The sequence below is a fragment of the Bacillus cereus group sp. N6 genome, from assembly GCF_016483705.1.
Taxonomy (GTDB): domain Bacteria; phylum Bacillota; class Bacilli; order Bacillales; family Bacillaceae_G; genus Bacillus_A; species Bacillus_A wiedmannii.
In genome coordinates this window covers 1-25,545 of record NZ_JAEHBI010000050.1, presented here as the reverse complement: position 1 = coordinate 25,545, position 25,545 = coordinate 1, and the positions used below count along the sequence as shown (strand labels likewise).

The following is a 25,545-nucleotide window of genomic DNA, read 5'->3' as shown; positions in this document are numbered from 1 at the left end:
GTTTAAGCAGTGGTCAATTGTTGAAAGGGATGACGCGTATGACACAGCTGAACTTTGAAGAGAATTTATTAACTAAAGTAGCTTGGTACTATTATAAAGACCAATTAACACAACAGGAAATTGCTTCACTTCTTCACATTTCAAGAAATAAAGTTGTCCGATTATTAGATAAGGCGCGCAGTGAAGGTATCGTTACATTTCACGTAAAAGGGACTGGTTTACACTGTTTAAGTATTGAGCGTGACCTAATGAAAAAATTCCATTTAAAAGATGCTTTCATTATCCCTACTCCAATAAACAATTATCACGCTTCTCTCGGAAAAGCTGCTGCACAGTATTTAGAAACTCAGCTCCAACAAGGCGATTTACTCGGCATTGGCTGGGGTGAAACGATTAGCAAAATGCTAGAAAACATTCATTTTGAAACTTCTATTAATCTTTCAATTGTAACGCTAACAGGCGGAGTAAATCACTATCTCCCGAGAAAACAAAACTATTTTCACTACATGCAAGGCGATTTTCACATTATCCCTACGCCGTTTCTAGCATCTACAACCGAAATGGCACAAAGTATTCTATCAGAACCGAGTGTAAAAGATATGCTTCATGTCGCTTCACTTGCTCATACAGCAGTTGTTGGTATTGGCGGGCTATCCCAAGACGCAACTATTGTAAAAGAAGAAAAATTAACACTACGTGAGATGACATATATTCGTAGTCAAAACGGTGCTGGCGATATTTTAGGGCAGTTTTATAATACGAATGGTGATTTATTAAAGCTCCCACATCATAATCGACTAATTGGTACGCCGCTCTCGATTCTGCGCAAAATGAAACATGTCGTTGGTGTTGCTGGAGGTATAGAAAAGATAGATGCAATTTATGGTGCCTTAAAAGGAAAGTTCATTCATACATTAATTACCGATGAGGAAACGGCCCTCTCCTTATTACGAAAGGATGGTGATTGTTAATGTCTCATTTATTAGCTTTTGATGCTGGTACAGGAAGCATTCGAGCTGTTCTTTTTGATTTACTAGGTAATCAAATTGCGGTCAGTCAAAAAGAATGGGTTCATAACACGGATCCTCGTTACCCAGGTTCTATGAATTTTGATGTAATAGAAAACTGGCAACTTGTACAACAATGCACGAAAGAAGTTTTACAAAGAAGTAATGTCTCGCCCTCTTCTATTCAAGCTATTAGCGCTACTAGTATGCGAGAAGGTTTTGTTTTATATGATAAAGATGGGCAAGAAATTTGGGCTTGTGCAAATGTTGATGGGCGCGCATCCGCCGAAGTTAGTGAACTAAAAGAAATTCGGTCACATCTTGAAGAAGAATTATATACAAGATCTGGTCAAACTTTTTCATTAGGTGCTTTACCCCGCCTACTTTGGATTAAAAAACATGAACCAGACGTCTATAATGCTATTCACTCTTTTACGATGTTAAACGATTGGATTTTATATAAATTAAGCGGCGTACTGCAAATCGATCCATCAAATGGATGTACATCCGGTATTTTTGACCTGCAAAATAGAATATGGGATAACGATGTCGCTATCGAGTGCGGTTTAACGTTACCATTTTCAACAACAGTAAATGAAGCGGGTACAGTAATTGGCAACGTCACAAAAGAGTGTGCAGCATTAACTGGATTATGTGAAGGAATTCCTGTCGTCGCCGGGGGCGGAGATGCACAAATGGCTTCACTTGGAACAGGAGTCGTGAAACCTAATCAAACGTTAATATGCGGAGGTAGTTTTTGGCAACAAGAAGTCAATGTTACAGAACCAAAAACAGATCCACATGCTTCCATTCGGGTAAATTGTCACGTTATACCTAACCTTTGGCAATATGAAACGATTGCCTTTTTCCCAGGCCTTGTTATGCGCTGGTTTCGAGATGCTTTTTGCCATGAGGAAAAGAAACTTGCTGACAAACTCGGTGTAGATGCTTATACATTATTAGAAGAACAAGCGAAAGACGTACCTGTTGGTTCACATGGCATTATCCCTACCTTTTCAAATGTTATGAACTACATTTCTTGGCGTCATGCCGCACCTTCTTTTTTAAATTTAAGTTTAGATGCAGACAAATGCGGAAAAAAAGAACTGTTCCGTGCTATTGAAGAAAATGCTGCCTTCGTTACACTTGGCAACTTAAAATTAATAGAAAATCTAACAGGGACATTCCCTTCTGAAGTCATTTTTGCTGGCGGTGCTGCTAAAGGAAAACTATGGCCACAAATTTTATCGGACGTCCTTGGTATTCCTGTAAAAGTACCTGTTGTGAAAGAAGCAGCTGCTTTAGGAACTGCGATTGCTGCTGGAGTTGGCGCTGGCATATATTCAGCTATGGAAGAAACTGCTGAACAGTTTGTACAGTGGGAGCACACATTTGAACCAATTACTGAAAATCATGAACTATATAAAGAATTCTATGAAACATGGAAAACTGTGTATAACAGTCAACTCGCTTTAGCTGATAAAGGGCTCACCTCACATATGTGGATTGCGCCTGGTGCTCTGTAACACATTACATAAAGGAGTGAAAAAGTATGTTAAAAGCGAATGAAAATGACTTCTCCTATCGCTTCGGTGATAATGGGCCGAAATATTTAATACAAGGTCCGAATATTGATCTTGGCCTTGTTGTCATTCAGCCTGGGCAAGAGTTTCAAAATCACTACCATACGACGTGCGAGGAAGTCTTTTATGCATTAGAAGGTGAAATTGATTTCTATGTGAATAACGAAAAAGTTCCGATTAAACAAGGCGATGTATTGCAAGTTCGCCCTCATGAATCTCACTATCTTATTAACCATTCTGACAAACCTTTTAAAGCAGTTTTTATTAAGTCACCACATTTACCAAATAAAGATACGGTACAAACGGAAAATCCAACATTAACGAAGGAGTGATTTCTAATGACTTGGGGATTTAAAAATCGATTAAATACAATTTTACCTGATGGAAGAGCGGTTATGTTAGCGATAGATCACGGCTACTTTTTAGGACCCATTCACGGGCTAGAACAGCCACTTGAAACAGTTAAAAACTTACTTCCTTACACAGATTCCCTCTTTTTAACTCGAGGTGTACTTAGCTCCTGTATTCCTGAAAACTGCAGCACACCGATGGTTATGCGTGTTTCAGGTGGAGCTACTGTCGTCGGTAAAGATTTAGCGAATGAAACAATTGTTACACCAGTAAAAGAAGCAGTAAAACAAAACGCAATTGGCGTCGGTGTTTCTGTTTTCGTCGGATCAGACTATGAAACACAAACTGTTTCAAATCTCGCAAATGTAGTTTCAGAAGCTCACGATTACGGTCTACCAGTACTCGGTATTACCGCTGTTGCGAAAGAATTACAAAAACGTGAAGCACGCTTTCTAGCACTCGCTTCCCGCGTATGTGTTGAAATGGGTGCTGACATTATTAAAACGTATTACTGCGAAGGATTCGAAAAAATCACCAGCACTTGCCCTGCCCCAGTTGTAATCGCTGGTGGTCCAAAACTCGATTCAATTGAAGACGCATTAAACATTACGTACAATGCACTGCAAGAAGGCGCAATCGGCGTAGATATGGGCCGAAACATATGGCAATCTGAACATCCTGCTGCGATGATTCAAGCGATTCATGGCATTGTGAAGAATGGATTGAATGTGAAAGAGGCACTCCAATTATTCGACGATGTAAAAAATTAAAATAAACGACAGACTATTACTCTTAAATATATACAAAATTAATATTTACTATAAAGAAAAACCTCTATGTTAGATTACTAAGTAACCTAACATAGAGGTTTTCTTTTACATTTTTTTGTTCCGGATTTAGTCAGATTTCTACAGATCGCGTACGTTCCAAACAATCTCACCGCGCTCCCCCCACGTACTGTGATGCCGATGAAACCCTATCTTTTCTAATACCCGGAAAGACGCCGTATTCCAAGCACCTACAGTAGACCAAAGTCTATGGCGACCCGTAGCAATCGCAGCCTCAAGCACTGCTGATGCTGCCTCTGTCGCATAACCTTTTCGATGAGCACTTTGGAACAACTCATATGCAATCTCTGGCTCTTCAAGCGTGGAACGACCGATGATTAAACCACAGTATCCGATGAAATCCCCTTCTTCTCGCCTACGTATAGTAAGAAGAGAAATACCATTTTCAGTTGCTTTCTTGCGCATTTCGATAAGAGAGCTACGAACAGATTCAATGGTTGGCATGTCCACACCACGTTCACCAATTAATTGTCTCAGCCAGACTGCATCAGATTCCTCCCACATATTCAGATCGAGTCGTTCCGTTTTTAACTGGAACGCCATATCTTTAAAAACAGCTGTCATAGCGGTAACCTCCTATTGATTTCACTGTACTACTTATAATAGTTTCGTACTTTACCATATGGGAAACCTGCTTGATTCATACATTATTATTATTTTATGCATAAGCAATTCCTCTGCTAAATAGACCTTGTTATCAAACTTCATTTTAAATCTATAATATTTGGTTTAAGGTGAATATCCTCTAGTTTATTAACAGTTTGTTGTTCACTTATCATACAAATAAAACAATCAAGCCCCTTTCCACACTGGATAAGAGGCTTGATTTACATCTTCAAACAATTACTCTTGTTAATTGCTATTGAACTTTCTTACCATCTTTATAGTCAAGGCAGGACACTTCAATTAACAATCCATTAAACATTGAAAAATAAAAACCGTAACTACTACCTCTCATTGCATACGGTTCCTTGTCTATTTCAATGCCACCAGCTACTAAACGATTATATGTTTGATCAACTTCACTTGAAGTATCCACTAAAAAACCAATATGAAAAGCTTCAGGGTACATAACTTCCTTATTTCCCTTAAATGCTTTTGGATCGCTTAGCACAAGTATAAATCCACTCTCATCACTCATCACTACTAGTGCCTTCCCCTTTTGCTCCAAAAATTGAAAATCAAAAAATGTTTCAAAGAAATGTCTCGCTTCTGATAAATCATCAACACATAGATTCAAATGATTTAACTTCATTTACTCATCTCCTATTAAACAGAAGTTATATAGACTCATATCCATAACACCTAAATATGTAAAGCAAGATATTCAAGCGTTCCGTCTAAGACTATGCTTTATAGTCTAATACTTTTCTCTATAGCTTAGAACGCTTTTTTAATGCATGCAATTACATGAATCATTCGACATGAAATTTTAATTTACCTATATAAAATGGTCAAATTATTTACTTTTCAAATTGTGTAAAATCCACTCAATTAAGAAAATTGCTGAAGAGGTACGTTCTATTGTATCCCCTACAAATAGTTTATGAAGTAATGCCCCCAAATGAATTGGTTTATTAGGCAACATTTGTATATACCTTAAAACAGATCCCGCTGGCGGTGTAGGCTTGTTATTAATAGCCCATATCCCTTCTAACAATGTCCAAGTTGACGTATGAACAATGTATGAAGCTTTTAACTCATCATGTGCTTTCAAAGCAGACTGAATTTTAATGAGCGAACTACGCAACCAATGAGAAATACCTTTCACTTTGTCGCTAGAAACACGATAGTTTTCAAATTCATATGTAGCTATTTCCTTTAACTTTTTCAACTCGCCGCTTTTATCAAATAAAATTTACCCTTCTAAAAATGAGTATAATTCCATCGGATTGTTTTTGAAGTTTTCTAGTATTTGATTAACGTCTGCATACTTATATTCAACTAAAATTTCTTCCCTCGTTTCAGAATGAAATTTCTTATTTTGTCCGTCTTCTAAAAGAACATAGAAGTCTAAATCCGAATCAGGATATGCATCACCTCTTGCGACAGATCCGATAAGCATACATCCAGTTATCTTATTTATAGATAAGATTTCAGCTACTATGGTTTGCACTAATTTTTTATGTTGTTCATGTTTAATAGATGTTTGTGCTTCTAACATTTGTAACCTCCAAACATATTATTATGGAGTTATTCGTCACCTAAATATATTGTACTTTTCTTATAACCTTCTACATACTTATTCAACGATTGTCAGTTCATATACAATTGCGTCTTTACTGCTTTTTGTTTTATCTTGAATCGTAACAATATCTCCAGCTTTTATTTTCGAAGCATTCACTACTTTTACCATCTCTGGCGGAACATATCCTCCATTGTTCTCTTTATTTAGCGGAAACCACTTTACTGATTTATTAGTTGCTTCTAAAATTTTATATTTAATTGTACCATCATACTTTATTTCACCAACAAGATCTTTTACTAATGTAGGTGTATATTTACCCTCTTCTTTTTCTAAAGAAATATGATCACCTATATCTGGGATACCATTTCTTACAGGTGCCTCCCATTTTGTTGGATTTAAATCATTTAAACTTACTTTCACACTATCTTCTTTATTTGAGCTAGCATCTTTTAGAAATATTTCATTATAATTCTTATCAATAATAATATACTCTTTCTGCTCTACTATTTTTGCACTACTCTCACGTTTTTCTTCCTCATTGTTAGATACTTCATCTTTCACATTATTATTACTACACGCTGATAATAATGTCGTCGCTAAAGCTACCATTCGTAACATTTTTTTCACTTCATTTACCTCCATTTATAACGAACAATTAAACATATATCACATCCATATTTTACTATAAATCAAAAAAAGAGGATATTTGTTTATTACTAAACAAATATCCTCTATCTTTACATATATATTACGACTGTTGATAAGCCGCTTTCGATGATTTTACATAATAAACTGCGTGATCAACGTTAATGATATGATCTGGTTTTGGTTTACCACGACTCGCTCTATGCCCTGCTAAATGTTCTTCACTTGTTTCCCAGTTTTTCCATGCTTCTTCAGATTCCCAGCGAATCATAACGACAACTTCTTCATCTCCGCGTCTTACTTTTTTCACAAGAACACTTAAGTCGATGAAGCCTTCAAATTTTTCAATAATACCTTCTCCAGTGAAACGTTCTACAACTATATTTGATGTACCTTCTTTTACTGTAAATGTTTTCGTTTCGATAAACATATATTCCACTCCCTCTTTTTAATACGAATACTAGTATTCTTCTATTATAGTTGATTATGATAATTATTTTCAATTAAAAAGTTTTAATTGTTTGAATTATGCTATTCTCTCTTCAACCGCTTCATCTAAAAATTTGAAATACGGAAGGAATAATCCTATTAAAGAAGTAACACATATAATCGCACCTATAATAAAATATAGTGCTCTTATTCCCCACATTTCACTTAGTATGCCTCCTAATAACACACCTAACGGCATAGCGGATCGTATGAAAAATAAACGCACTGAAAATATTTGTCCTATCATATTGTTTGGTACTGTTTGTTGACAAATTGTTGTGTTATGAACATTGAAAAATGAAATACAAATGCCTGCAACTACTTCAATGAACACCGCAATTACTATACTATGATTGAACCCTAGAGAAATGTATGTTAGTCCTCCTATAAACAATCCCCCAAGCATAAGTATACGCCGGCTTTTATATGTTACTTTTCCGACTAGTATAGATCCAATTACATAGCCAAACGGGAAACCAGCCATAAAATAACCAAACTCCGCATACCCTGCTGACAGCTCATCTTTTATATAAGGAAGATTTGTAACCAGCGTTACCCCCACCCCAAATTGCACGAAAGTAAGAAAGACACCGAGCCAAACGATAACTGGTTTTGTGAAAAAATATGTAAAACCGTGAAGAAACTGTTCTAGCCACGTTTTCCGAATGGATTGTGTTGTTCTCTTTTCTTTTATATAAAGCAAAAAAGCGCCACTAACAAATAGACAAATACATACGAAAGATAGTGTAAGTTCTACTCCAATCAAATGAATGGCCACTCCGCCTAATATTGGTCCAAGAAACATCATAAGTCGAGCCATCCCATCAATATATGCATTTGCGTCTTGAAGTTGTTCTTCATTTACAATGCTCGGTGTAATTGCTTGACTTGCAGGTGTATACAGCGGCGTAATAAGCCCGATTATTATTTGTACGACATACACATGCCATACTTCTATACTGTTAGTAAGTAACATGACTAACGGCAGTAAGAAAACCGAAGCCCGCATCCATTGCGAAAAAATCATAATCCACTTCCGGCTCCATTTATCAATAAATGGGCCACTTATTAGTTGTAGTATAAGAGATGGGATAAAGTATAGTAGCCACATACTACTTAATGCTGTTTTTGATCCTGTTAATTCGTAAACAAGAATCGAATTACATAACGTTCCGAAAGCCCCCCCTAACTCTGAAATTGCACTGCCAATCCACATATAAAAGAACGAACGGTTTTTCAATACATTTTTCAATTTCACACACCAACTTTTCTACTAGATTCCTCCCTCTATGTGCATTCTAGTTGCATATTATCTATTTAAAAACGCATCTAATTCTTTCGCTAACGACTGTACTGCTTTCTTTCTCAATACATATTTCCCGTCATGTATATCTACTAACTTCGCTGCACGTAACAATTTCAAATGATGGTGTACAGTCGATTTACCGAGTTGCAGTCTTTCTGTAATTTCCTGCAAAGTCCGTTCTTGTTCGAACAACATTTTTACAATGCGTAACCTCGCTTCATCCCCAAGTGCCTTATGTTTTTGAACTAAAAAATAATTCGGTTCATATAGATCTTCAGGATGGATGCTTTCGTTTGCGACTGGGTAATGAAATACTTTCGTATCTTCAATATCCGCCTCAATGTTCCACGGTCTGTACGTCATTTGCGGGATAAGAAGTACATAATGAACACTTGGTTCTGGCATATAGTTCACACCGCCAGTCGCCCACTCGACAAACTCTTCTGGTTTCATCTTTTTATTCATTTCATTTTTCGCTTCATAATCTCTTTGTAATATAGAAAGTATTTGCTCCTCCTCTTTCTGAATAACACTCTCATACCACCCTGTCATAACGGCTACTAAATGGTCCTTTAGTTTTTGCACATCGATATTACATATAAAACGAAGATACGTAGAAAAAAACTGATGATCTTGTGTCAGCTCCTCTAGTTCATATATTGCAGTTACGTCTCCACTTGCTGCTAAATATCTTTTCTTTTCATACTTCTCGCCTAAAAACGGTAAGCATATATATTTCAAATCTACTTCTGAAAGCGAATCGATTTTAGCATAAAACTGTGCTAAGTCCTGAAAATCCTCTTTATACAACAACTGAAGTAACGCTTTCCACGTATTATGTTCTTCTACAAACTGTAAGTGCTCTCTCATTTCTTCTGTTAATGATTCCTTAATTTCTTCCCATTCATTTTGACTCTTTTCAAGGGTATCGATTAACCTTTTATGAGTGATTGCCGCAATGCCAAGTGCGCATTCGAAAAGTATCGAATACTTCACTTGAACATGGTAAGTTTCCCTCTTTCTACTCGTTATGTGATAGACCTCCATTTTATCCCCTCCCTGTTTACTATATATTAAATTCTATTTTTATCGAATTATACCTTCTATATTTTTAGAATTAATGAAATTTAAGTTGAAATACATTCATTCTAAATTAAGAAGAATAGGAGCTTTTTTATATACAAATAATAACTTTCAAGGAGTTGTTGACATGTATTTTATATTAAATATGTTAGGGATTTTCATTGTAATCTTAATCGTTTTCCTCTGTTCGCCTAATAAAAAACATATAAAATGGAGACCAATCGTTATTCTAATCATATTAGAGCTCTTTATTACGTGGTTTATGTTAGGTACGAAGCTCGGTAGTATTATCATTAATAAAATTGCGTCATTTTTCAGTTGGCTACTGTCATGCGCGAATGAAGGTATTCGGTTTGCCTTTCCTTCCGCTATGGAAAATCAAACAATTGATTTCTTCTTTAGCGCATTACTTCCTATCATTTTCGTTATCACCTTCTTTGATATTCTTTCGTACTTCGGAATCTTAACTTGGATTATTGATAAAGTAGGTGCAATTATTTCAAAGATTTCTCGTTTACCAAAGTTAGAAAGCTTCTTTTCGATTCAAATGATGTTTTTAGGAAACACCGAAGCACTTGCGGTTGTTCGTGATCAGTTATCTGTTTTAAAAGATAATCGTTTATTAACTTTTGGAATTATGAGTATGAGTAGCGTTAGCGGCTCCATTCTTGGCGCTTATTTATCTATGGTTCCAGCAACATATATTTTCAGCGCAATCCCTTTAAACTGTATTAACGCATTAATTTTAGCCAATGTTTTAAATCCTGTAGAAATTACGAAAGAAGAAGATGTCATATATACACCTTCAAAAGATGAAAAAAAAGATTTCTTTTCTACTATTTCAAACAGTATGTTAGTCGGGATGAATATGGTTATCGTTATTTTAGCTATGGTAATTGGTTATGTGGCATTAACTGCATGTTTAAATGGAATTTTAGGCTTTTTCGTCACAGGTTTAACAATTCAAAAAATCTTCTCCATTATCTTTAGCCCCTTTGCTTTTTTACTCGGTTTATCGGGCAGTGATGCGATGTATGTAGCTGAATTAATGGGGATCAAAATAACGACGAATGAATTTGTTGCAATGATGGATTTAAAATCGAACCTAAAGTCTTTACAACCACATACAGTTGCAGTTGCAACTACATTTCTAGCTTCTTTTGCTAACTTTAGTACAGTAGGTATGATTTACGGAACTTACAATTCATTATTTGGCGGAGAAAAATCAGCCATAATCGGTAAAAATGTTTGGAAGCTTCTCGTTAGTGGGATGGCAGTTTCCTTATTAAGCGCTATGCTTGTTGGACTATTTGTATGGTAAATATTCTTTAAAATAAAAGACACCCAATCGAATTGAGTGTCTTTTATTATTATTTTCGAATCTGACCATTTCCACGAATCACATATTTTGTAGAAGTTAATGCAGGAAGCCCCATTGGCCCCCTTACGTGTAACTTTTGTGTACTGATGCCAATTTCAGCGCCGAATCCGAATTCAGATCCATCAGTAAATCGAGTTGATGCATTATGATACAGTGCAGCCGCATCTACAGCTGTGAAGAACTTATTGACGTTTTCCTCGTTTTCTGAAATAATCGCTTCGGAATGCATAGAACCATACGTATTTATGTGATGAATCGCTTCTTCTATAGAAGAAACTACTTTCACTGCCAGTGTGAGAGATAAAAATTCTGTTTCCCAGTCTTCTTCTGAAGCAAGTACAATTGAAGAATCAATAGCCAATGCTCTCTGATCACCGCGTAGCTCCACACCTTTTTCCTTCAAAGTTGAAAACAGCTCGCTACCAAATTGATGCGCCCACTTCTCATGAAGTACAATCGTTTCAATGGTATTACATACAGATGGACGCTGCGTTTTTGCATTTATAATAATATCAATTGCCATTTGCTTATCCGCTGTTTCATCAATGAAAATATGACAATTTCCCGCACCTGTTTCAAGTACTGGAACAGAAGCTTCTCTCACTACAGTATCAATTAATTGTTTGCCACCTCTTGGAATAAGAACGTCTAGGTAATCATTCATTGTAAACAATTGCTTTGCGCTATCCCGTGTTGTGTCTTCTATAAGCTGTACACTTTCTTCTGGCAAGCTTGTTTGTTTAAGCGCTCGGTGAATAACTTCAACAATAGCTTTGTTAGAATTAATAGCAGAAGAACTACCACGTAATATAACTGCGTTTCCTGTTTTCAAGCAAATCGTAGCAGCATCTACTGTTACATTTGGCCTTGCCTCATAAATCATCCCAACAACACCAAGTGGTACACGCATCTCCTGAATAGATAGTCCATTTGGTCGCTCCCATTCACTTACACGTTCTCCAACTGGATCACGTAATTCGCTTAACTGCTTAATCCCCTCTGCCATATCAACAATTCGTTGTTCAGTTAGCATAAGTCTATCAAGGAGTGAATCAGAAAATCCTTTTGCCTTACCTTCTTCGATATCACGTTTGTTTTCCTCTACAATATAAGCTGTTTCTACTATTAGCCTTTCAGCAATTGCAGCAAGTGCTTCATTTTTTTGACTTGTAGATTTTAGTACAAGTTCTCTAGCAATTTCTTTCGCTTTTTTTCCCTTTGCCAACACTTCATTCATCTTCATTTCCTCCTTTTTAACATCACTATTCTTAAAGTGACACCCAATAATCTCTATGAATGACTTCATAATTATGCCTTTCGCCTCTTGCTTGAATATGTTGACTTTGCATACCTTTTATCTCTCTTAATTCCTCTGCGCTATATGTGCATTGTCCTTTTCCAATTACGCGCCCTTGTTGCGTCATTACTTCTACGACATCGCCAACTTGGAAAAATCCTGACACATTCGTAACGCCAGCAGGAAGAAGACTTTTACCATGCTGAATGATAGCAGTAGCTGCTCCAGCGTCTACTTCAATTTTCCCGCTAACAAGCGAATGCAACGCGATCCATTGCTTGTTCATCTTCATCTCTTTTTGAGGGGCATTTCCGACATACGTACCATCACCTTTGCCCTTCAAAACATCTACAAACTTCTCTTGTCCACGTCCTGTTCCGATAAATACACTCACGCCAAGAGAAAGTGCTGTCTTCGCAGCATCAATTTTTGATTTCATACCGCCAGTCCCAAGTTTTGAACCAGCATCTCCTGCAAGAGAAGCGATTTCTTCCGTAACTTCAGGAAGGAAATAATATTTTTTCGCATCCGCATATTTCTGAGGATTTTTGTCATATAGACCGTTCACATCTGTAAAAATCATAAGCATATCCGCCGAAACAAGTCCGCTTACTAAAGCTGACAGCATATCATTATCACCGAACGTTAGCTCCTCTAAAGAGATGGAATCATTTTCATTAATGATTGGAAGAGCAGAACGGTTTAGCAACTCTCCTAAAGTAGCGTAAGCGTTACTATATTGTTCTTTTCTAGAAAAGTCACTTCTCGTCAGCAATAGTTGCGCAGTTACAATACCATATTTACGGAATTCCTCCGTGTACGCCTGCATTAACAAACTTTGTCCGACAGCCGCAGCAGCCTGTTTTCCTTTAATTGTCACAGGTCTACTAGGATACCCTAGAGCTGAAAAACCTGCAGCGACGGCCCCAGATGTAATTAACAAAACTTCATGCCCTTCCTCTTTCAATCGAGCCAATGCGGCAACGTGATCTGAAAGTTGTTCTTTAGAAATGCCTCCGTGACTATCTGCCAAGGAACTACTCCCAATCTTTACAACAATTCGTTGTTTTTTCACTTTTTTATCCCCCAAGTCTAAAATCAAAGTTTTTTATAAATTACACTTCTATTCATACAGCTTGCAGCGATTCTATTCTTATCAGTGCTGCACCTAGCCTATTTAAGAGCAAAATAAAAATGACCGCTTCGCCCTTAATAAAATAAAAAGGACGAAACGGTCATTGTTCCGCGGTACCACCTTAATTGATATACATAGATATCCACTTGGCGCCTATAACGCAGGCGAACGCCTAAACTTTCATTTAAGACTCAGGGATAGGTTCGATATATTCTATACGAGGAATCTTTCAGCCGATGAATTCCACTCTCTTTCGCAAGAAGACATATGTACTATTTCCCTTCAACGATTTTCGGTTTAATTTTTTATATTATGCGATATAATTTGATTTGGTGTCAAGAAGTATTTTTAAAAATAAATAGAGCGGTAAGTTACTTGTATGAAATTATTACCGTACTGAATGAAAATACAAATCGATATAAGTTTAACTCATATTTATCAACATAAAACCTAAAATTAAAGTGTATATATTTACATAATGTCGAATATAATTGATTTTTATCTTTTGGTGTTGCAAAAAGGAATATATTCTCTTAGAATGTTTCTTTATATTACATAAAGATGTTATTGTTATTTTAAGATAGCAATTTCAAAAATGATATAATTTATTATAAAAGGAGCAAGATTGAGTTATTATGGATAAACAAATTGGATTTATCGGTTGCGGAAATATGGGAATGGCTATGATTGGTGGGATGCTACACAAAAAGATAGTGTCTGCAAATAATATTATTTGTTCGGATTTAAACACTACGAATTTAAAAAATGCTAGTGAAAAATATGGGCTAACTACAACTACTGACAACAATGAAGTAGCTAAAAATGCTGATATTTTAATTTTATCAATTAAACCAGACCTATACACATCAATCATTAACGAAATAAAAGAAGTAATCAAAAACGATGTTATCATCGTAACGATCGCTGCCGGGAAAAGCATTAAAAGTACTGAAGAAGTTTTTGCTAAAAAATTAAAGGTTGTAAGAGTAATGCCTAACACCCCTGCTCTTGTTGGAGAAGGAATGTCTGCATTATGCCCTAATGAAATGGTGACAGAAAAAGATTTAGAAGATGTGCTAAACATTTTCAATAGCTTTGGTCAAACAGAGATCGTAAGCGAAAAATTAATGAACGTTGTAACATCTGTAAGTGGTTCGTCGCCAGCATACGTATATATGATTATAGAAGCGATGGCAGATGCAGCTGTATTAGATGGTATGCCTAGAAATCAAGCATATAAATTCGCTGCTCAAGCTGTGTTAGGTTCTGCAAAAATGGTACTAGAAACAGGCATACATCCAGGTGAATTGAAAGATATGGTTTGTTCTCCTGGCGGAACAACGATAGAAGCTGTAGCAACATTAGAGGAAAAAGGATTACGAACTGCAATTATTTCAGCAATGCAGCGCTGTACACAAAAGTCTGTTGAACTATCTGGGCAAACGAAAAAGTAAAACTATAAAAGAGATCACGTTAGCTTTGAATTTAGTTAGAAAACGGTGGATTACATACTCTCTCGCTTGCACTAAATGATAAACGGACAAACTCATAGACACTTGAGTTTGTCCGTTCTTTTGATTATACTACAATAATTTTATTTGTATCTTCTTTTGAAATTTTAGTTTTATCCCTTCCTTATTCCCTACTATGATTGTGTAATTTTATTAGAAACTAATAATTTTTCAATGCATTTCGGTAACATATCTAATAGCGTTTCAAATGCGTAATTTACATCTAAACGTTCTGTCCATTGATGTGCATCTTTTCCTACCGGTCCCATATTTAATACTGGAACGTCAAACTCTTCTAGATCCTGAAGTGGAATCGAATAACCTTTATCCCATAATGGCATATTGTCTACAAGTGAACTCATTGAATCTAGTGGATTCTGTAAGCCCACATAGCTCAAATCTGAAATTCCTCCAAAATAGTTTTGGTTTTCAAATGTAATGTTATGATTATAGTGAGCATACTTTTCCATTTCTGCAATTACTTCTTTAATTAACGAGTTGTTGCGTGAACTTACTGCTGGATAATATGGCGGAGCAAAGAAAAGTACAATCATCGGAGCCTTTTCTTTACATAAAATAGCTAGTTTATCCACTAAATCAATTGTTACCGCACGATCATCTTTATCTTCTCTATTTTTTATTATACTAGATTGAATATCATCTATTTTCTCTTGCCCATGTTGTTCAATTGCATAAGCGATAAGCTCTTCATATGTTAATACATTTACTTTCATATTAGGCGGTATAAACGGATTATATTTAGAAAAACGATATGCTTGCTTCTCGTATGATTCTTCTATTTTCTCTGCTACTTTCGTTACTTTTTGACGTAACAATGAAACGACATCTGTCATCGTTTTTTCTAGTAAAAACAAATTGAATAATGTGACTGCACGATGCGGAATTTGTACAGAATAATCCTCCTTTAAATCACGTTGAAGTAAGTTAGTTGGGGGAGGGCTAGCTTCTCCTTCTACAACATCACAAAGGTCCGTATTCAATTCTAATTCAGCCGTTAATAAAGCAGCCATATAACTCCCATTTAAGCCTGCAAATGGTTCACCTACATGTGTCTCTTTTCCGTAGCAAAGAAATCCAGGTAACACTTTACCAATAGAACCAGTGTAAATATACTTATTTTGGTCACCAGGATGTCGTGAAAACATAGGCTCTGAATTTAATACCGTTTTATAATCTAAATCGTGTTCTCTTGCTAACTCTAATAATCTTGGAACAGCAGCCCTCATCCCTACAGAGTTTACTTCTTCATCTGGAACAGCTAATAAAAGAACATTCCCGTCAAATCTTCCTTCACAGGCTTGCTCAATCATTGCCATTTGTAATGCGAGGCCGCATTTCATATCCATTGTTCCTCTGCCAAACAGCCAATCTCCTTGTTCTATATCTTCACGTACATGGTCTGGTAATTCATCTTTATGAGAATAAAACATAGATGTTAACTTTTTAGGATTAAATGCATCTTCTTTCCACACTCCGTAATCTTGCACATCTACAACATCAAAGTGACTAACTAGAATTACGGTATTTTTTGTACTATCGGTTTTCTTTACTAGGGCTGTAACAAAATATCGTCCGTCCCCCGTCGGATTTTTTTGCAAATGATGCGGGTTTTCTTTGAAGTACTGTAAATCAGATAATTGTTCCACAACAAAGTCTGGCAATATCACTTCAGCTTCTGTACCTGTAATACTAGGAATTTCAACAAGACTGCTTAATAATTGAATCAATTGTTCTTTTGATTGCCACTTTGACATATAAATCCCCCTATTTTTCCGCATTATGAAAACGAATTCCAGTATATGAATAAAAAATGACGACAGTTATCAAAATTATAGTTCTGATGTACTGCCGATTTTTATTGATATTTCATGAGCTGCTTCTTTTACCTTACTAATAAGAAAAGATAGTCGATCATCATTTATGCGATGACTAATTAACCCAACACTTAATGCTCCTACTACTTTATGATTAAATCCGATAATAGGTGCAGCTACTGAAGCTGTCCCTTCTGTTTTTTCACCATAACTTACCGCATATCCTTCAGTTTTTATTTGCTTTATTTGATCTAAAAGAATGTGCTTTTGTTCTGGTAGTGAAGAAAGTAAATGTTCTACAATATGTTCCATTTCATTCGTTTTCATATTGGCAAGCATCGTTTTATTTGCGGCACCAATTGAAAGTGGAATTTGTTCCCCTAAGTTATCAATAACTCGAATTTTTAAAGGGCTATCCATTCTTTCAATGATAATAGAATGTGTTCCATTTGGAATGTTCAAATACACACTTTCTTCCACTTCAGAGGCTAACCGCTTCATCACTTCTCTTGCAACTGATCTGTAGTCTACTTTCTCCAGTTGACGTAATCCTATTTCCATCCACATTGGTCCAATTTTGTACTGTTTCGTTTCTGAAATTTGTGTAACTAACCCATGCTCGATTAGAGAATTAAGTAATCTATGTACTGTACTTACTGGGAGATGTGTTCTGTCCGCTATATCAGAAATAGCCCAATACTCTTTTTCATCGGTAGAATTTAACAACTTTATAATACTTATCGCTCGATCAATGGACTGTACCATAATAACTCACCTCAGCTTGACTTGTAATATGCTAGTACGCTCAATTACCTATCAATTTAACAAAAATTCAAAATGAAATCAATCCATTTATTCAATTTTCTAAAAATAAAAATATGCCACCGACAATAATTTGAAAGCGTAATCAAAAAAACATTGACTTTTCTTTTTAATTATCTGAAAATTATAACAAGATTTCACATCACGGAATACATTCCACAATACGGAAAAATATCAAACTTCATTCTATCAACTACGAAAGTGAGGAAAACAATGACGCAAGTAAGTAATACAAACAATGAATTAAAACGTACGATGAAAAGTAGACACTTATTCATGATTGCACTCGGTGGTGTGATTGGAACGGGATTATTTAACGGATCTGGTTTTATTATAAGTCAAGCTGGACCTGGTGGATCCGTACTTGCCTTTATGGCTGGTGGATTATTAATGTATTTCGTTATGCTTTGTCTTGGTGAACTTGCTGTAGCCATGCCTGTTTCAGGTTCTTTTCAGGAATATGCAACTAAGTTCATCAATCCTGCAACTGGCTTTACAATCGGATGGTTGTATTGGTTAAGCTGGGCGAATACGACCGGTCTTGAATTTACAACTGCCGGCATTACAATGCAGCGCTGGTTTCCTGATATTCCTGTTTGGGTTTGGTGTTTAATATTTGGCGTTACTATCTTCACTATTAACGCATTATCTGCTCGTAGTTATGCAGAAACAGAATTTTGGTTTTCAAGTATAAAAGTATCTGCCATTATAGCTTTTATTATCCTTGGCGGTGCCGCTATGTTCGGTTTTATTGACTTAAAAGGCGACGAACCAGCCCCGTTATTATCAAATTTCGTAAATCATGGCGGTTTATTCCCAAATGGACTTGCAGCTATTCTATTAACAATGGTTACAGTCAATTATTCCTTCCAAGGTACAGAACTTGTCGGAATCGCAGCAGGTGAAAGTGAAGATCCAGCAAAAACTTTACCTCGTTCTATTAGAAATATTATATGGCGCACGATGTTTTTCTTCGTCTTAGCAATCTTTGTTCTTGTTGCTTTAATTCCTTGGGAAGAAGCAGGATTAACAAAGAGCCCATTCGTTGCTGTATTTGATAATATCGGTATTCCATATGCAGCTGATATTATGAATTTTGTTATTCTTACTGCTGTTCTTTCTGTCGCAAACTCTGGACTGTACGCCGCAACTCGCATGCTTTGGTCATTATCAAAAAATGAAATGGCTCCGGCCTTTTTAAAAAAATTATCTTCACGAGGAATACCTTTAAACGCTTTAATTTTGACAATTTCTATTTCTGCTTTTTCTCTTTTAACAAGCGTCGTAGCTGCTGAAACAGTTTACTTATGGTTAATTTCCATTTCTGGCGTCATTACAATCATTGTTTGGATGTCAATTTGTGTCTCTCAATTCTTTTTCCGTAAACATTATTTAGCAGACGGTGGAAAATTAGAAGACTTAAAATTTAAAACTCCACTTTATCCACTTGTACCAATTCTTGGTTTTGGATTGTATGGCATTATATTAATCAGTCTTATTTTTATCCCAGAACAACGACTTGGAATCTATTGCACTGTACCGTTTATCGTTTTTTGCTATACCTACTATCACTTTAAAGTTAAGAAAAGAATTGCTACTAATACTCATAGTGAAAGTAAAATTAGCGAGACTATGTAATACTATACTTATATATAAAAGACCGCACATGGCTTTCATTTCATATGCGGTCTTTTATCATTGTCATTTGTTCTATTCCCTTTTCATTCATTACCTCATACGAGTCAGTATTGCTATATACCTTTACTTGGATTGCAAGTTCTTTGAAAAGTGATACCAATTTCTATAATGTGGTAAATACTACAATACTAGCAATTGGAATTTTTCACTTTTTATACGTTATTGATTTTCCTTACTATTACTGTTTTGATATATTGAATATATATTGCTTAAAAATTTTAAAAAAGACAGGAGTTATCTACAATGATAAAAGGTTTCGGGGGAATATTTTGGAGAACTAAAAATCTTGATGTTATAAAAAAATGGTACAGTGAAGTGTTGAAAATTGAAATAGAAGATTGGAATGGGACTGTGATTAAACCCCAATTAGGAAATGAGACTATTTTTTCTTTCTTTACCGAAAATGATAATTATTTTCCAATAGAACAGCAAGTGATGTTAAATTTTGAAGTACATAATTTAAATGAGACTATTCAGCATCTTGAACATATTGGTGTACCTCTTGAAAAGAAAGAAGAAATTAGTGAGTTCGGAAAGTTTATTTGGATTAAAGATCCTGAAGGTCGTCTAATTGAGCTTTGGGAGAAATAGACGGTTATAATCCTTTGCTATTAAGCTAACGGTTGCTTTCATTCAACAAAATAAATAAAAAAGTCGATTCCTTAACTCCACAGGAAATCGACTTCTTCTATCCCATCGCAATAAAATGGAACTACTTCCCTTGATTAGATTGTTTTCGAACAAAAGATACGAAAAATAGTTTTTTCTGGCTGCTTATTTATCCCTTCTAATTCGCTTTAAAATTATATAATGGCTTAATAATGTGCTTTATATCTATTGTTTCTTTTGTATTTTCTATAATTTCATCCATTGGCTTGTATACCATTGGTGCCTCATCAATTGTGCTCTCTACTACCGATGTAGTCCAAACCTCTTTCATCGTATTTTGGAAGTCCTCTAGACTCAATAATTCTTTAGCCTTCTTACGACTCATGATACGTCCTGCCCCATGCGGACCAGAAAAGTTCCAGTCTGGATTACCTTTACCAAATGCAATAATTGAACCATCTCTCATGTTAATTGGAATAATTACTCGTTCATCTTTCTGAGCTGAAATAGCACCTTTTCGTAGAATCATATTTTCCATGTCAATATAGTTATGTATTGTAGTAAATTGATCAGTTACTTTCCAATCCATTTTAGTGACAATTTCATCAATCATTGCTTTACGATTGAACTCAGCATACTTTTGGGCAATATTCATGTCATTCATATAATCTTTGAATCCTTTTCCTTCTAAATAAGCTAGTTCTTTACGAATCTGTGGCTTCTTAATTCCACGTAAAGTCTCTTGTATTTCTTTTTCTCTCCCCTCTTTAGTTAATCTCTTAATAATCTCATCCTTCATTGATGTAACATGAATTAGTTGTTCATACGCGAAGTTCTGGTAATACTCTGCTATTTGTTTACCTAAATTACGAGAACCACTATGAATGACAATATATACATTTCCTTTATCATCTTCATTTAATTCAATGAAATGATTTCCTCCTCCAAGAGTACCTATACTTTTTTGAGCTCGTTGTAATGTATATGGGGCCTTCACACCATCAAAATCAATCATTTTTGAGAATCGATGTTCTTTATCTCGGATATGAAAACCACTTGGAACAAATTTACGAATCGTTTCGTCTAAGTAATCGAAATTAATTTCTTCTTTTTTCTTATCAATCACACCAACTTCCATACCACAACCAATGTCTACCCCTACAAGATTAGGAACAATTTTATCTTGTATTGTCATCGTTGTCCCAATCGTGCAACCTGCTCCTGCATGTGTATCTGGCATAATACGAATTTGACTATCCTTTACGAATTCTTGGTTACAAAGATCAATAATCTGCCCAGTTGCAGTCTCATCAACGTTATTCGTAAATACTTTTGCTTCATTGTATTTTCCTTGTAATTTCAACATCTTTCATGTCCCCTTCCTTTTGAAAGAATTATTTTATTACGTTGTATGTGTTCTTATAATTACTATCATCCACCTTCTGCTTTCCAATATATATGTACTATATCTTTCACTATAAAAAAATTATAATGATTCATTTTGTTTACATAATATAATTACTGTCTCTTTATATTTATACCTACACATAAGCATTACTCCTCCTAAATATCGATCATATAATAATTAAATAAAAACTCCCCTTAAATCGAAAATGATTAAGGAGAGTTTTTTATTTACGATGAAATTATAGTTCAGATTTCACTCGAACAGAAACATTGTTTTTAATTATTTTTTTGAATTCTTTAAAGGTAACAAAATTGTTACTTTTCTCATCCCAAAGACGAAAACGGAGTGATCGTAAGCTTGTAGCAAGTGTAATCGTTGGTACATTTTTTAACGGAAGCGTATTATTGTGTGCCTCTTCTAGTTTATAGTTAGGTACTCTTGGACTTAAATGGTGAACATGATGGAATCCAATATTACCAGTTAGAAATTGCAAGATTTTTGGAAGTTTATAAAATGAACTTCCTTCCACTGCCGCTTTCACATATTCCCAATCTTTATCCTCTTCAAAATAAGAATCTTCGAATGTGTGCTGTACGTAAAACAGCCAAATTCCTACTGAACCTGCTATTAAGAATATCGTACCATGCACTAACAGAAACGATTGCCACCCAATTGCCCAGCAAAGTATAGCTATTAAAGCAACGATTATAATATTCGTCAAATACGTATTCATACGTTCTTTCTGTCTAGCACCTTTTCGGTTAAATCTATTTTTAAGTAAGAAAACATAAATCGGACCTAATCCAAACATAACGAACGGATTGCGATATAAGCGATATGCTAAACGCAGTCTAAATGGAGATGCTACATATTCATCCACTGTAAGCGTCCAAATATCTCCTGTACCTCGCTTATCCAAATTACCACTTGTAGCGTGATGAATAGAATGCTCATGTCCCCATTGATCAAACGGGAATAAAGTTAACACACCCATACATGTCCCTACGATTCTATTTGCAGGTCGACTTTTAAAGAATGAATAATGGGTACAATCATGAAAAATAATGAAAATCCGTGTCATAAAACCAGCGGCTAACAGAGATGGAACTAACGATAACCAATAAGAAACAGACAAACTTTTATAAGCAAGGTACCATAAAATAATGAACGGCACAATTGTGTTAATAAGTTGCCACACACTTTTTTTAATCGTTGATTTTTCATACGGAGCAACTTGTTTTTTTAAATTTTTAGTATTTTCTAATGTCATTGGTCTAATTCCTTTCCTTTATGTTGCTAATTCACATTATAGCATACTATTAGTATCAGGTGTTAAAAGTAGCTGTAATAAATATTATATAATATAAAAATCTCTTTTTTCTTACTCATTACTTACAAATTACTTACGGTCAAAAAAACTTATATAATCGGACTGATGGAGCATTTCAATTATAAAAGAAACATCTATTTTTTCCAATAAATATATATAAAAGCAGAGGACTTTTTCACTTCTGCACATCTTTTCATTTTTTTAAATGGTAATTTTTTTCGATTTGTATTTATGTAACAGTTTTTTCTCACAAGAAGAAAAGAGCTGCCATAAGTCAGGTTTCACCGACTTATGGCAGCTCCTTTTCATTTTATTTTAGCGATGGATCCAAACTGCACCTGCAGACTTGTCTTCAGCTTGACCTACTACTTCAAACTTCAATCCAAGTTTCGGCAACTTACGTCCGGCATCTGGAATAACACTGTTGATGTATTGCTTAGAATCATCAAATTTCGCAACGCCTGGCAATCCTTTATAATCAAAAATACCGCGGGTTGGCGAATTTACTTTCCATGCTGGCGTTTGATCAAATGAGAATGCCGCATCGGCAATTTGATAACGCGTACTGCTCTTCACAGTTGGTTGTCCATTTAATGTTCCTACGATTGCCTCTGGATGAGAATCTACTACCCCAAGGAATCCTTCACCTGGATGAACTCCTACCCAGTTATCTGTAAAGCTTTGATCCGCATACCATACAACCATTCCTGTATTAAATACTGGACCACGTGCATGTTGTAGCGCCGTGTCAGACCCAGCGTAATTTCGCCACTCGATATAGTAGTTATGTTTTTTCTGTTCAAATCCGTTAGACACAGTAAATCCTTTTAGCGTCATTGCTGGCTGGCCTTCTGCATCATCAGAGAAAACAACTTTTCCATCTATAGTTAATGCTGCATTGTCTAATGCAAATCCTTTATAAGCTACTGCAATATCTGTTACATACTCAAATTGCAGTTTTACTTTCTTTCCTTTAAATTGGCTTAAATCGTATGATTTATCAACCCACTTACCATCTGTTGTATCTACGCCGCCTTTTACATCTTTTTCGCCCATTCTATCAATACGTGTCTTCGTTCCATCTTCTGCAATCGCATTTACGTCAAGGAAATCATACTTCGCTTCCAATTCATAAAATGCCTTATAATCAAATTTAGCATCCGTTGCAGTCGTTAAGTCAAATACTGGTGTCTCAAGTGTTGTATGAATGTCATTTCCTTTTGTGCTGTAATAAAACTTCTTACCAAATGCTGATTCGATATTTTTTATATCTTTGTCTGGCAAGTTAACACGAACGATTCCTGGTCGTTTTGATTTTGTAACACTTTGATCTAAATATGTTGCAGTACCAATTCCCGTGCGAAGTTTATCATAATCTACTTCGACGATATTCGCCCAGTTCCCCTTCATATTCTTTTGGAAAAACTCTTTATTTTGCGGTGAGAAACTTGTTGGCTCTGTTCCCGCAATTTTTCCAGCCCAGCTACCGCCGCTCATAAGGGACCATGATTCAACAGGTTCACCTTGTCCAGAGTACTTTGTATCATATTCATCTGGTAAGCCTAAATCATGACCATACTCATGCGCAAACACACCAACTGCTCCGTCTTCAGGCTCGATTGTATAATCATATGCAGCCATCTTTCCGCCCCAGTTTGATACAGTAGATTTTGTACCATCAATCGCATATGGCTTTGATCCTAGTTTTGAACGATGGGACCAAATCGCATCATCTTTCAATTTACCACCGCCAGCTTCTTGACCTACGCCCGCATGTACAACCATTAGGTGGTCAATAATTCCATCTGGCTCGTTTTTATTTCCATCACCATCTTGATCGTATTGATCAAATTGATCATAATCAGCTAAATTAATGCCTTTTGCTACAGCTGCTTTTAATGCTTCTTTCACAAAATCGCGTGGCCCTAAAGGACCTTTATTATCATGACCAGTTCCCGCATCCGCACCATAATCTGAAGCTTTTCCTGGAACAGTAAGCCATTCGGTTACAGTGCCATCAACTGTATAGCTTCCACCAGATTGCTCTTCATAATATTGTTTAAAAGTGTTAATCTTCGATCCATCAAATAACGTAAATTGCTCATCACCAAATAACATTTTTTGATAATGTTCACGATTAAAGTCCTTAGAATACATGTAACCCGGTTCTTGATCAATATTATTATGCTTAAAATCGCTAAATTCTACGAGTAAAACAAGCACTTTATCTTTTCGAACAGCTCCATTGTACTCTTCTTGCTTCGCTGGTGTAGTAGGTACTTTTCCATTTAGTTTTCTAGAATTCAATCCTGCATCTTGTCCAGCCACTGGTCCTACTTCAGGTTGCTGCGCCTGTTCATTTTCCTTCATTTTTGTATCTTTTACTTTTTTCATAAAATCAGAAGCTTCTTGCGTAAGACTATCTCCTGTCAAGATTTCTTTCCCAGGGTGTTCCCCTTTCTTTTTCTCAACATAATTTTCGACAGCCTTTGATGTCTCAGCTTGTGTTGCAGATTGATCAATTACTCCCCTTTGTTTCAGCGCTTCTGCTAAACGCTCATCTGGTATTAAATGCTCATCAATTGGTAGAGATGGTGGCGTATCAGCATACGCTGCATGACTTCCAAAAGCAAACGTACTACTTAACACTGCCGCTGTTGCTAAAACTGATAATGGTTTTAACTTCTTATTCTTTTTCAATACTTTTCCTCCCCTGTGTCTGCAAATTATCGTTTTTTTTGCCGATAGGAACATAATATTCGTTATAATACGAATATTCAATCTTTTTAAAGAACTAAAATGTTGAGAAATATTTTTTAGGGTGAAAAACATATGATAAATAAATTTACAAGAAGTCCATTTTAGAATTTGTGATTCTCTTTACTCTTGTTTTCGAATGAAATTTCATCTACACAAAAAAAGCCAATTCCTAAGTACTAGCTAATGAACTGCACCCCAATTGTTAGACACAGTCTAACAATTGGAGGTGCAGTTTTTTGTATGACAAAATTTACGAAGG

At 35.7% G+C, this 25,545-nt stretch carries 21 protein-coding genes, 1 pseudogene and 1 other annotated feature; of the genes and pseudogenes, 8 read left to right on the top strand and 14 right to left on the bottom strand.

Going from position 1 to position 25,545, the window contains the following annotated elements:
- Positions 1 to 38: 38 nt before the first annotated feature.
- Genes JDS99_RS25210 through lsrF form a run of 4 tightly spaced genes read left to right on the top strand, consistent with a single transcriptional unit; the run spans position 39 to position 3,711 of the window.
- Complete coding sequence (locus tag JDS99_RS25210; RefSeq protein WP_087984656.1) at positions 39 to 971, top strand: sugar-binding transcriptional regulator; 933 nt, start codon at positions 39 to 41, stop codon at positions 969 to 971.
- Entirely contained in the window at positions 971 to 2,533 is a 1,563-nt protein-coding gene (gene lsrK, locus JDS99_RS25205) for an autoinducer-2 kinase (protein ID WP_141555712.1), read from the top strand. The genes JDS99_RS25210 and lsrK overlap by 1 nt, the downstream gene beginning before the upstream one ends.
- A gap of 26 nt (positions 2,534 to 2,559) precedes the next feature.
- Positions 2,560 to 2,922 (top strand): cupin domain-containing protein, encoded by a 363-nt coding sequence (locus tag JDS99_RS25200; RefSeq protein WP_046959771.1) that lies wholly within the window; start codon positions 2,560 to 2,562, stop codon positions 2,920 to 2,922.
- Between the two features lie 6 nt (positions 2,923 to 2,928).
- A complete protein-coding gene (gene lsrF / locus JDS99_RS25195; protein WP_000219775.1) occupies positions 2,929 to 3,711 on the top strand; it encodes a 3-hydroxy-5-phosphonooxypentane-2,4-dione thiolase in 783 nt (260 codons plus the stop codon).
- 138 nt (positions 3,712 to 3,849) lie between these two features.
- Here the strand turns inward: lsrF and JDS99_RS25190 are convergent, their stop codons facing one another.
- The 7 genes and pseudogenes from JDS99_RS25190 to JDS99_RS25160 all read right to left on the bottom strand — a co-directional run bounded on the left by JDS99_RS25190 (position 3,850) and on the right by JDS99_RS25160 (position 9,464).
- Entirely contained in the window at positions 3,850 to 4,353 is a 504-nt protein-coding gene (locus JDS99_RS25190) for a GNAT family N-acetyltransferase (protein WP_098858489.1), read from the bottom strand.
- Between the two features lie 295 nt (positions 4,354 to 4,648).
- On the bottom strand, positions 4,649 to 5,044 hold the full coding sequence (locus JDS99_RS25185; RefSeq protein ID WP_088122427.1) for a VOC family protein: 396 nt from the start codon (positions 5,042 to 5,044) through the stop codon (positions 4,649 to 4,651).
- Positions 5,045 to 5,248: 204 nt separating this feature from the next.
- Positions 5,249 to 5,953: pseudogene (locus JDS99_RS25180) on the bottom strand (nucleotidyltransferase domain-containing protein).
- 78 nt (positions 5,954 to 6,031) lie between these two features.
- Positions 6,032 to 6,619 carry a hypothetical protein gene (locus tag JDS99_RS25175; RefSeq protein WP_088122429.1) on the bottom strand — a complete coding sequence of 196 codons (588 nt, stop codon included), beginning with the start codon at positions 6,617 to 6,619 and terminating at the stop codon, positions 6,032 to 6,034.
- Positions 6,620 to 6,725: 106 nt separating this feature from the next.
- Complete coding sequence (hmoA, locus tag JDS99_RS25170; protein ID WP_000469503.1) at positions 6,726 to 7,052, bottom strand: heme-degrading monooxygenase HmoA; 327 nt, start codon at positions 7,050 to 7,052, stop codon at positions 6,726 to 6,728.
- A 96-nt stretch (positions 7,053 to 7,148) separates the two neighbouring features.
- A complete protein-coding gene (locus tag JDS99_RS25165) occupies positions 7,149 to 8,363 on the bottom strand; it encodes an MFS transporter (RefSeq protein WP_141555716.1) in 1,215 nt (404 codons plus the stop codon).
- Between the two features lie 57 nt (positions 8,364 to 8,420).
- On the bottom strand, positions 8,421 to 9,464 hold the full coding sequence (locus JDS99_RS25160) for an ArsR/SmtB family transcription factor (RefSeq protein WP_098134090.1): 1,044 nt from the start codon (positions 9,462 to 9,464) through the stop codon (positions 8,421 to 8,423).
- A gap of 163 nt (positions 9,465 to 9,627) precedes the next feature.
- Between JDS99_RS25160 and JDS99_RS25155 the strand changes: the two genes are divergently transcribed.
- Positions 9,628 to 10,821 carry a nucleoside transporter C-terminal domain-containing protein gene (locus JDS99_RS25155; protein ID WP_199695922.1) on the top strand — a complete coding sequence of 398 codons (1,194 nt, stop codon included), beginning with the start codon at positions 9,628 to 9,630 and terminating at the stop codon, positions 10,819 to 10,821.
- A gap of 49 nt (positions 10,822 to 10,870) precedes the next feature.
- Here JDS99_RS25155 and JDS99_RS25150 read toward each other — a convergent pair whose 3' ends face one another.
- Entirely contained in the window at positions 10,871 to 12,118 is a 1,248-nt protein-coding gene (locus tag JDS99_RS25150; RefSeq protein ID WP_199695921.1) for a glutamate-5-semialdehyde dehydrogenase, read from the bottom strand.
- A gap of 31 nt (positions 12,119 to 12,149) precedes the next feature.
- The gene (proB, locus tag JDS99_RS25145; RefSeq protein ID WP_098858497.1) at positions 12,150 to 13,253 is read right to left on the bottom strand and encodes a glutamate 5-kinase; all 1,104 of its coding nucleotides are present in this window, start codon (positions 13,251 to 13,253) and stop codon (positions 12,150 to 12,152) included.
- A gap of 144 nt (positions 13,254 to 13,397) precedes the next feature.
- Positions 13,398 to 13,608 (bottom strand) — a binding site (T-box leader).
- Between the two features lie 340 nt (positions 13,609 to 13,948).
- Between proB and proC the strand changes: the two genes are divergently transcribed.
- On the top strand, positions 13,949 to 14,767 hold the full coding sequence (gene proC, locus JDS99_RS25140) for a pyrroline-5-carboxylate reductase (RefSeq protein ID WP_199695920.1): 819 nt from the start codon (positions 13,949 to 13,951) through the stop codon (positions 14,765 to 14,767).
- 191 nt (positions 14,768 to 14,958) lie between these two features.
- Here proC and JDS99_RS25135 read toward each other — a convergent pair whose 3' ends face one another.
- Positions 14,959 to 16,623: a M20/M25/M40 family metallo-hydrolase gene (locus JDS99_RS25135; protein WP_199695919.1), complete on the bottom strand. Its 1,665-nt coding sequence runs from the start codon at positions 16,621 to 16,623 to the stop codon at positions 14,959 to 14,961.
- Positions 16,624 to 16,674: 51 nt separating this feature from the next.
- Positions 16,675 to 17,424, bottom strand: coding sequence for an IclR family transcriptional regulator (locus JDS99_RS25130; RefSeq protein ID WP_199695918.1), 750 nt, complete (start codon positions 17,422 to 17,424; stop codon positions 16,675 to 16,677).
- 270 nt (positions 17,425 to 17,694) lie between these two features.
- Between JDS99_RS25130 and JDS99_RS25125 the strand changes: the two genes are divergently transcribed.
- Positions 17,695 to 19,119, top strand: a complete 1,425-nt coding sequence (locus JDS99_RS25125; RefSeq protein ID WP_088063805.1) for an amino acid permease — start codon at positions 17,695 to 17,697, stop codon at positions 19,117 to 19,119.
- Positions 19,120 to 19,422: 303 nt separating this feature from the next.
- Positions 19,423 to 19,770, top strand: a complete 348-nt coding sequence (locus tag JDS99_RS25120) for a VOC family protein (RefSeq protein ID WP_048560674.1) — start codon at positions 19,423 to 19,425, stop codon at positions 19,768 to 19,770.
- 196 nt (positions 19,771 to 19,966) lie between these two features.
- On the opposite strand, the gene JDS99_RS25115 is transcribed toward JDS99_RS25120, so the two are convergent.
- The 3 genes from JDS99_RS25115 to JDS99_RS25105 all read right to left on the bottom strand — a co-directional run bounded on the left by JDS99_RS25115 (position 19,967) and on the right by JDS99_RS25105 (position 25,226).
- Positions 19,967 to 21,154, bottom strand: a complete 1,188-nt coding sequence (locus JDS99_RS25115) for an RtcB family protein (protein ID WP_199695917.1) — start codon at positions 21,152 to 21,154, stop codon at positions 19,967 to 19,969.
- 280 nt (positions 21,155 to 21,434) lie between these two features.
- Positions 21,435 to 22,466, bottom strand: a complete 1,032-nt coding sequence (gene desA / locus JDS99_RS25110) for a Delta(5) desaturase DesA (RefSeq protein WP_199695916.1) — start codon at positions 22,464 to 22,466, stop codon at positions 21,435 to 21,437.
- A 375-nt stretch (positions 22,467 to 22,841) separates the two neighbouring features.
- The gene (locus JDS99_RS25105; protein WP_199695915.1) at positions 22,842 to 25,226 is read right to left on the bottom strand and encodes an immune inhibitor A domain-containing protein; all 2,385 of its coding nucleotides are present in this window, start codon (positions 25,224 to 25,226) and stop codon (positions 22,842 to 22,844) included.
- Positions 25,227 to 25,545: the final 319 nt, after the last annotated feature.